Raw genomic sequence first — 8,838 nt, 5'->3', positions numbered from 1 at the left:
CCCGCCCCGGGCCCCCGGTAGATCTATAATTTCAATTGTATAAAATTACAAACCCAAATTTATTAGATTATCTAATTGGTGAGAGGGCGGGAAAGTTTATTTTTATGAGATAAATGCAAAAAAAACCACCCTTAATGGCGGATTGTATATCAAAGAATATTCTACCTGTATATTCTTTCTCTATTCTTTTTCTGCTCTTTTTCAATTCGCTACATCATGTAACTCGTTGAAAAATTTGGCTGGGGTACCAGGATTCGAACCTGGGAATGCCGGAATCAGAATCCGGTGCCTTACCGCTTGGCGATACCCCAACTGAATTTTTAAATGGTGGCTACGACGGGAATCGAACCTGTGACCCCAGCATTATGAGTGCTGTGCTCTAACCAGCTGAGCTACGTAGCCATTTACGATAAACGTAAGAGTTGTGATAAATCCCAGTAAGATGGCTGGGGTACCTGGATTCGAACCAGGGTATGCCAGGATCAAAACCTGGTGCCTTACCGCTTGGCGATACCCCACCTGAGTGTTATCAATGCAGCCTTTGTTATTCCCAGAATATGCTGTTAACCTTATACCGTTTTAACTCATTGTTCCAGTTAAATGGCTGGGGTACCTGGATTCGAACCAGGGTATGCCAGGATCAAAACCTGGTGCCTTACCGCTTGGCGATACCCCACCTGAAACAACACATTAAAACTTAAAATCGTTACTAAAACACGTTCTAAGTACAACCCGATAAAGAAAATGGTGCGGGAGGCGAGACTTGAACTCGCACACCTTGCGGCGCCAGAACCTAAATCTGGTGCGTCTACCAATTTCGCCACTCCCGCAAAGATGGTGGCTACGACGGGAATCGAACCTGTGACCCCAGCATTATGAGTGCTGTGCTCTAACCAGCTGAGCTACGTAGCCATCTTTTTTCGCTTTGCCTTCATCGGCGGTGCGGGGCGCATTATGCGTATATCAGACAGATGCGTCAACTGATTTTTTAAAGAAATATGCACAAAATCGTTTGTTTGTTTGTCTTATAAACGTTTTGTCGACAAAGTCGGCTAAAACGGTTGAAATTATCCGCCAAGAAGATGTTGCAACAGTACACCATTAAGCATTGCGCGTTTCGTTAGGGCGAATGCCCCAATTGCTGAGCAGTGATTTAACTCAGAAATCACTATAGGAAGGTCTTCACGGAATGCTTTTAATACTTGGGTATTGATGCTGCTCTTGATGGTTGGCAACAATACCTGTTCTGCTTCAGTGATTTCTCCGGCAATCACCACCTTCTGAGGGTTAAACAGGTTAATTGCGATTGAGATAGCTTTGCCAAGGTAGAGCCCTACATGTCTGATGACTTCTGTGGCAAGGGGATCGCCCGCGTTGGCTGCAAGGCAAATTGCATGGATATTGCAATTATTCAAGGCAAGCTGACTTGGGAACCCTTGGCGTAATTGTTGTTGTACTTTAGCTTCGATTGCTGAGTTGGCAGCGATAGTTTCCAGACAACCAAAATTACCGCAATGGCAGCGTTCACCGAGAGGATCGATTTGGATATGGCCTATTTCACCCAGATTGCCGCGTTTGTTGAGCAAAATGTTGTTGTTAACAATGACACCAGCCCCTGTACCGCGATGGACGCGCACCAGAATGGAATCTTCACAATCGCGTGTTGCCCCGAAATAATTTTCTGCCAATGCCAGGCTGCGAATATCATGACCAATAAAGCAGAAGGTGTTGAAATGTGTTTTGATATTCTTCACCAGAGGCCAATTATCTACCTTAATGTGTGGCATATAGCGGATAATACCCAGTTCAGGATCAACCAGACCGGGAAGAATAACTGAAATTGCGATCAACTCACGGATCCGGCGCTGGTTTTTGTTGATGAAACTTTCAATGGCGTAAATAATTCGTTTCTCGACTTCCTGCTGACTATTTTCCCGTACAGGGTAGTGTGCTTCCGCTAACGTTTTGCCACTCATATCGAACAGTGCCACAGTTGCATCATGGCGCCCAAGCCGGACTCCGATCGTATGGAAATGGCGTGTTTCGCTAATAATGGAGATTGCACGTCTTCCGCCAGTGGAAGCCTGATGTTCGACTTCTTTTATCAGGCCGCGCTCTAATAACTGACGAGTAATTTTAGTTACGCTGGCAGGAGCAAGTTGGCTCTCTTCTGCAATTTGGATGCGTGATATTGGCCCATGCTGATCAATCAGCCGGTAGACCACAGCGCTATTTAATTGTTTGACTAGATCAATATTGCCAATTTGCTTCTGTGCGTTTTCGTTACTCATCAGTCTTTATACTCACGGTAGTTTGATTTCGTTTCCGTTAACAATGGTTTTGCAGATTTTGAAATCGTGAGTAAATGCGGTCAGGTTCGCTACCTTGCCGGATTCAATCGTACCGAGGTGTTTATCAATACCGATTGCGCGGGCTGGGTAAAGCGTTACCATTCGCAACGTTTCATCCAAAGCAATACCAACATGCTCCACACTATTTTTGACACAATCAATCATTGTGATTGATGAGCCGCTCAGTGTGCCATTTTCATCAACACATAAACCATTTCGATAATATATTGTTTTATTAGCAAAGGTAAATTGATCCATGGCATCGGGAGCAAGCCCAGCAGGAGCGATGGCATCCGTTACCAAGATAAGTTTTTCATTTTTTAATCTCTTGGAATTGCGGACATTTGGCCATGATACATGCATTCCATCACAGATTATGCCGGCATAGACATCTGGGGAATCATAAATGGCACCCACCAGCCCAGGTTGGCGTCCAGAAATGGCAGGCATGGCATTGTATAAATGGGTAGAAAAAGTAATACCATGTTGGAAGCCATGACGAGCTTCTTCATAAGTCGCATTAGAATGACCAGCAGAAACGGTAATACCGGCTTCGGCGAATTGCTGAATATATTGGCTTTCTACCATTTCAGGAGCGAGAGTGATTTTGGTAATTACATCAGCATTCTGGCATAGGTAATTAACCATTTCAGGGGTGGGTTTGCGGATATAAGCTGTATTATGAGTTCCTTTTTTTATTGGATTAATATAAGGCCCTTCCAGATGTAGCCCTAGTGCCTGATGAGGATTTTTTTGTAGATAAGTGCGCATGACTTCAATGGCTTTTATCATTAATTCATCGGGGCTGGTGATGAGGGTAGGTAAAAAACTGGTACAACCATAGAACTGGTTGGTTTTCTGCATAGTATGCAGAGTCTCTTCTGAAAGATTTTCCAACCGTTCATTAAACTGGACTCCCCCACAACCATTCACTTGTAGGTCAATAAATCCTGGTGCGAGATTTGCGCCATGTAAATTGTGTTTTTCTATCTTTTCTGGCAGCTCGTTTACCGGACAGACTTGTTTAATCAAACCATCTGCAATGACAACTGCATGGTTATCGAGCCTGTCATATCCGGTATAAATAATGCCATTGGTTAACGCGTACATTGATATCTTGACTCCTAAATCAGTTTAGCTGGCAAATTCATTAACGATATCGGCCTCTAACTGGTGAAAATACTTCACTGTCTTTACCTTCAGTTCCATGGTGGCAGGTTCATCACAGACAATAAGTGATTTTGGATGCATCTGGAGGCAACTGATTGTCCACATATGGTTGATATTCCCTTCTACCGCGGCTTGTAAGGCTTGCGCTTTATTCATTCCAGTTGCCAAAATCATAATTTCTTCGGCATCCATTAAAGTTCCTACTCCAACAGTTAATGCGTATTGGGGGACTTGTTTTATATCATGGTTGAAAAAACGGGAATTGGCAGTCCGCGTCTCAATGGTCAGTGTTTTAATTCGTGTGCGTGAAGAAAGAGAAGAGGCCGGTTCATTAAAGGCAATATGTCCATCATTACCAACACCTCCCATAAATAAATGTATTTTGCCATAGGATTTGATTTTATTTTCGTAACGTTGGCACTCAATATCAATATCTTTCGCATTTCCATTTAACAAATTGATGTTCTCTTTGGGGATATCAATGTGATTAAAGAAATTTTGATACATGAATGAGTGGTAGCTTTGAGAATGATCTTCTGGCAGGCCAACATATTCATCCATATTAAATGTCACAACATGTTTGAAGCTCACTTTTCCGGCTTGATACAGGGAAATAAGTTCTTTGTAGGTTGCCAATGGGGTACTGCCTGTAGGAAGTCCGAGTACGAAAGGGCGCTCCGCAGTAGGATTGAACTCATTTATCTTGCTTACAATATAGTGAGCAGACCATCGGCCAACATCACTTGCCGTAGTTAGGGGGATAAGCCTCATGATTACCTCTTAAAAAACATTCAATAAATTAATTATGAGAATTATGCACGATACACATGATTTTGAGATATCAAAGTGGTGCGTGATAGCAATGTGACAAGACGACACATAGCCCTTGTTCTAAGTGGGGTTTTGTCGCATCCAATGTAATATACATATTTTTCATAATAAAATAAGTTTTGCGTGATAGCTAGATTTTTGATTAAAAATTTATCAAATCAAGTGACTTTAATCACATATTAGACGGATTTAATTTGCGATGAAAAATATTTTTTTTAGACTAAAAACGTTTTAACAATAAATACATAAGTGATGACATAACGTCATTAATTAACTAAAAGACTCCATTAGCAGAGCTTTAAGGAGGCATAAGTGAATATTCTGAGCTACTTACAACGGATTGGCCGGGCATTAATGGTGCCGGTGGCAACATTGCCCGCAGCGGCAATATTGGTTGGTGTAGGTTATTGGATTGATCCAACGGGATGGGGGGCTGATAATGAGTTGGCGGCACTGTTTATCACGTCAGGTACTGCCATTCTCAACAATATGGGAATGTTGTTTGCGATTGGGATAGCCTATGGAATGTCGAAAGATAAAGATGGCGCTGCTGCATTATCAGGGCTTATCGGATTTATTGTTGTCATGCAACTCTGTTCTCCGGCCGCGGTGGCAATGATTCAGGGGATTCCGATTGAGGAAGTCCCAAAAGCATTTGGTAAGATTAATAACCAATTTATTGGGATCTTGGTGGGAGTCTTTTCTGCTGAGTTGTATAATCGTTACAGTAATGTGGAGCTACCACAAGCACTGTCTTTCTTTAGTGGCCGTCGTTTAGTCCCTATCTTGAACTCTTTCCTGATGATTGTTGTGTCTTTCATCTTGATGTTTATTTGGCCAGTAGTTTATGGCTGGCTGGTAGCATTTGGTGAAAGCATCACCAATCTGGGTTCTGTTGGGGCGGGTTTGTATGCCTTCTTCAATCGTCTGTTGATATTGATTGGTTTGCACCATGCTCTGAACTCCGTATTTTGGTTTGATGTCGCTGGTATCAATGATATTCCTAACTTTCTTGGTGGACAGAAATCCATTGAAGCAGGCACTGCTGTCATGGGGATCACTGGTCGTTATCAGGCGGGTTTCTTCCCGATAATGATGTTCGGTTTGCCAGGGGCAGCATTGGCGATTTACCACTGTGCCCGTCCGGAAAATAGAGCCAAGGTTGCTGGTATTATGATGGCAGGGGCATTTGCGTCTTTCTTTGCAGGCGTAACTGAGCCACTTGAATTTTCGTTCATGTTTGTTGCACCAGTACTTTATGTGTTACATGCCGTCATGACTGGGATTTCGGTTTACATCGCGGCTACCATGCATTGGATTGCCGGTTTTGGCTTTAGTGCTGGGCTTGTCGATATGTTACTTTCCTCCCGTAATCCGCTGGCTGTTCACTGGTACATGTTGATCCCGCAGGGTTTGGTATTCTTCTGCCTTTACTATGTTGTCTTCCGTTTCACCATCAAAAAATTCAATTTGATGACCCCAGGACGTGAGTTATCGGCCACGGATGAAACTGATGGTTATGATATCGATATGGCGAAAAAAGAGAGTCATTCAGCGGGGAGTATTCATGAAATAGCTCATCAATACATTGCTGCTGTTGGCGGTTCAGGCAACTTGACGAGTGTTGACTCTTGTATTACTCGCTTACGTTTATCAGTGAACGATTCTAGCCTGGTCAATGAACAATGGGTAAAACATCTTGGTGCAACAGGTGTTATCCGCCTGAATAAGCAGAGTGTCCAGATTATTATTGGTACACGTGCAGAATTGATATCCAGTATGATGAAAGAAATCCTGAAAAAAGGTTATGTTGCAGCGGCAAAAGTCACTCTCAAGTCTGAGACCGATGTTTTGGTGGAAAAAGAGGACAAGCAAGCAGGTAAACCTATTTTGACTTTAATTGCTCCTGTCACAGGTGAATTGGTCAAATTGGAAGATGTTCCTGATGAAGCCTTTTCCAGCAAATTAGTCGGTGATGGGATTGCCATAAGACCCACATCGGATACTGTTTTTGCTCCTGTTGCGGGTAAGGTCGTGAAGATATTTGATACCAACCATGCGGTATGTATTGAAACGGATAGCGGTATTGAGATCATTATTCATATCGGCATAGATACAGTCTCACTGAATGGCACAGGATTTGAACGTTTGGTGGAAGAAGGGGAACAAGTGAAAATAGGGCATCCTCTATTGAAGTTAGATCTTGATTACTTAAATGCACATGCCAAATCGATGGTCAGTCCTGTGATTATCAGCAATATTGATGATTATGCGGGCGTGAAAATTCTGACTAAAGGAAATGTAATCGCTAATAAGTCAGACTTATTTCAAGTAATGCAATAAGTGAATGTACATAATATTTTATGTCATAAAGCGTTAACAAACTGAGTTGAGACATAAATAAACAATTTCCCGGGAACATAGCTAAATATGTTTCTGGGAGTCGTCATCTGGGGGGATCCCCTCTTTTCCGCACTAACTTTACCCATTCCGCCATTTCCCACGAACAAAGTATTGTTTCTCGGTTCAGCTTATTAGATTATAGAGGGTTATGTTAAAACGCTTTTTGCATTGAGGAAAAAAACGATGAGTGAGGCAGATGCCCGCCCGACAAACTTTATTCGTCAGATTATTGACGAAGATCTGGCAACTGGTAAACATACATCCGTACATACCCGTTTCCCACCTGAACCTAACGGTTATCTGCATATCGGCCATGCCAAGTCGATCTGCCTGAATTTCGGCATCGCTAAAGACTATCAGGGACAATGCAACCTACGTTTTGACGATACAAACCCCGTCAAGGAAGATATCGAGTACGTTGAGTCGATTAAAACTGACGTTCAGTGGCTGGGATTCCAGTGGAGTGGGGATATTCGCTACTCTTCTGACTATTTTGATACCCTGTATCAATATGCCATTGAATTAATCAATAAAGGCCTGGCGTATGTCGATGAACTGAGTCCTGAAGAGATCCGTGAATATCGCGGTACTTTAAAAGAGCCAGGTAAAAACAGCCCGTATCGTGATCGCAGCGTAGAAGAAAACCTGGCCCTGTTTGAAAAAATGCGTGCCGGTGAATTTGCTGAAGGTAAGGCATGTTTGCGTGCCAAAATTGATATGGCATCCCCGTTTATTGTTATGCGTGATCCGGTCATCTACCGTATCAAATTCGCAGAGCATCATCAGTCAGGTAATAAATGGTGCATCTATCCGATGTATGATTTCACGCACTGCATTTCCGATGCGCTGGAAGGGATCACCCATTCTATCTGTACGCTGGAATTCCAGGATAACCGCCGTTTGTACGATTGGGTATTGGATAACATTACGATTGATTGCCATCCACGTCAGTACGAGTTTTCTCGCCTGAACCTGGAATATACGGTGATGTCCAAGCGTAAGCTTAACCAGTTGGTGACAGAAAAAATTGTTGATGGTTGGGATGATCCACGTATGCCAACGATCTCTGGATTGCGTCGTCGTGGTTATACTGCGGCTGCTATTCGTGAATTCTGTCGCCGCATTGGTGTGACTAAACAGGATAACAATGTTGAAATGGCGGCACTGGAATCTTGCATTCGTGATGATTTGAACGAAAATGCCCCACGCGCGATGGCGGTGCTTGATCCGGTGAAACTGGTGATTGAGAACATGCCAGAAGGTGAAGTCATTCTGACAATGCCTAACCATCCGAATAAGCCAGAAATGGGCAGCCGTGAAGTGCCGTTCAGTCGTGAACTGTATATTGACCGTGCGGATTTCCGCGAAGAAGCAAACCGCCAATATAAGCGTCTGGTTCTGGGCAAAGAAGTTCGTCTGCGCAATGCTTATGTGATTAAAGCAGAGCGGGTTGAGAAAGATGCAGAAGGTAATATCACTACGATTTATTGCCAATATGACGAGCAAACCCTGAACAAAGATCCTGCTGATGGTCGCAAGGTTAAGGGCGTCATTCATTGGGTCAGTGCTGCACACGGTGTAGCAGCGGACTTCTATCAGTATGACCGTCTGTTCAGCGTGGCAAATCCAGGGGCAGAAGATGACTTCTTGTCTACTATCAATCCAGAATCGCTGGTGATCCGTAAAGGATTTGCCGAACCAGGGTTGGCAAATGCATTGCCAGAAACAACCTATCAGTTTGAGCGTGAAGGTTATTTTTGTGCTGACAGCCGCTTGTCAAGTGCGGAGCATCTGGTCTTTAACCGTACGGTTGGCCTGCGTGATACTTGGGCAAAAATCTCACAAGAGTAATCATCTCACTAAAATAATGTGACCTCGTACACAAAAAAGCGTGATTATTTTCACGCTTTTTTTTGCCTGATAGCCTCGTAATGAAAATTAACTCCTTCAGCTAAGATTAAAAATTGCCTTATAGTCCCATATTGTATAGGGTTATTGCCTGACCAAATTTGTACGCTATTTGCCCAAAAATTTTGTCCAAAAATTTACCCATCGAAAAAATAATAAGTTCGGACGAGGTAAT

5 protein-coding genes and 6 tRNA genes are annotated in these 8,838 nt (G+C 43.1%); 2 read left to right on the top strand and 9 right to left on the bottom strand.

Annotation, left to right across the window (positions count from 1 at the left end; all coding sequences use genetic code 11):
- Positions 1 to 236: 236 nt before the first annotated feature.
- From IQ211_RS01330 to nagB, 9 genes are all read right to left on the bottom strand, one after another.
- Positions 237 to 311, bottom strand: a tRNA-Gln gene (locus IQ211_RS01330).
- A gap of 14 nt (positions 312 to 325) precedes the next feature.
- A tRNA-Met gene (locus IQ211_RS01325) sits at positions 326 to 402 on the bottom strand.
- A 41-nt stretch (positions 403 to 443) separates the two neighbouring features.
- Positions 444 to 518 (bottom strand) — tRNA-Gln (locus tag IQ211_RS01320).
- An 83-nt stretch (positions 519 to 601) separates the two neighbouring features.
- Positions 602 to 676 (bottom strand) — tRNA-Gln (locus IQ211_RS01315).
- A 69-nt stretch (positions 677 to 745) separates the two neighbouring features.
- Positions 746 to 830: transfer RNA gene (locus IQ211_RS01310), tRNA-Leu, on the bottom strand.
- 5 nt (positions 831 to 835) lie between these two features.
- Positions 836 to 912, bottom strand: a tRNA-Met gene (locus tag IQ211_RS01305).
- Positions 913 to 1,067: 155 nt separating this feature from the next.
- Entirely contained in the window at positions 1,068 to 2,291 is a 1,224-nt protein-coding gene (gene nagC, locus IQ211_RS01300) for a DNA-binding transcriptional regulator NagC (protein WP_189758078.1), read from the bottom strand.
- 12 nt (positions 2,292 to 2,303) lie between these two features.
- The gene (gene nagA, locus IQ211_RS01295; RefSeq protein WP_189758079.1) at positions 2,304 to 3,461 is read right to left on the bottom strand and encodes an N-acetylglucosamine-6-phosphate deacetylase; all 1,158 of its coding nucleotides are present in this window, start codon (positions 3,459 to 3,461) and stop codon (positions 2,304 to 2,306) included.
- Positions 3,462 to 3,485: 24 nt separating this feature from the next.
- The gene (gene nagB, locus IQ211_RS01290; RefSeq protein ID WP_189758080.1) at positions 3,486 to 4,292 is read right to left on the bottom strand and encodes a glucosamine-6-phosphate deaminase; all 807 of its coding nucleotides are present in this window, start codon (positions 4,290 to 4,292) and stop codon (positions 3,486 to 3,488) included.
- Between the two features lie 372 nt (positions 4,293 to 4,664).
- On the opposite strand from nagB, the gene nagE reads away from it, so the two are divergent.
- Positions 4,665 to 6,695: an N-acetylglucosamine-specific PTS transporter subunit IIBC gene (gene nagE / locus IQ211_RS01285; protein WP_189758081.1), complete on the top strand. Its 2,031-nt coding sequence runs from the start codon at positions 4,665 to 4,667 to the stop codon at positions 6,693 to 6,695.
- Between the two features lie 243 nt (positions 6,696 to 6,938).
- Positions 6,939 to 8,606, top strand: coding sequence for a glutamine--tRNA ligase (gene glnS, locus IQ211_RS01280; protein WP_189758082.1), 1,668 nt, complete (start codon positions 6,939 to 6,941; stop codon positions 8,604 to 8,606).
- Positions 8,607 to 8,838: the final 232 nt, after the last annotated feature.

This window comes from Xenorhabdus griffiniae (assembly GCF_015163655.1).
Lineage (GTDB): Bacteria > Pseudomonadota > Gammaproteobacteria > Enterobacterales > Enterobacteriaceae > Xenorhabdus > Xenorhabdus griffiniae.
This window is presented reverse-complemented; position numbering and strand designations above follow the sequence as displayed.

Bases quoted from the DNA above. Each gene is read 5' to 3' on its own strand.
- nagC (WP_189758078.1), bottom strand. From the start codon at position 2,291: ATGAGTAACGAAAACGCACAGAAGCAAATTGGCAATATTGATCTAGTC.
- nagA (WP_189758079.1), bottom strand. From the start codon at position 3,461: ATGTACGCGTTAACCAATGGCATTATTTATACCGGATATGACAGGCTC.
- nagB (WP_189758080.1), bottom strand. From the start codon at position 4,292: ATGAGGCTTATCCCCCTAACTACGGCAAGTGATGTTGGCCGATGGTCT.
- glnS (WP_189758082.1), top strand. From the start codon at position 6,939: ATGAGTGAGGCAGATGCCCGCCCGACAAACTTTATTCGTCAGATTATT.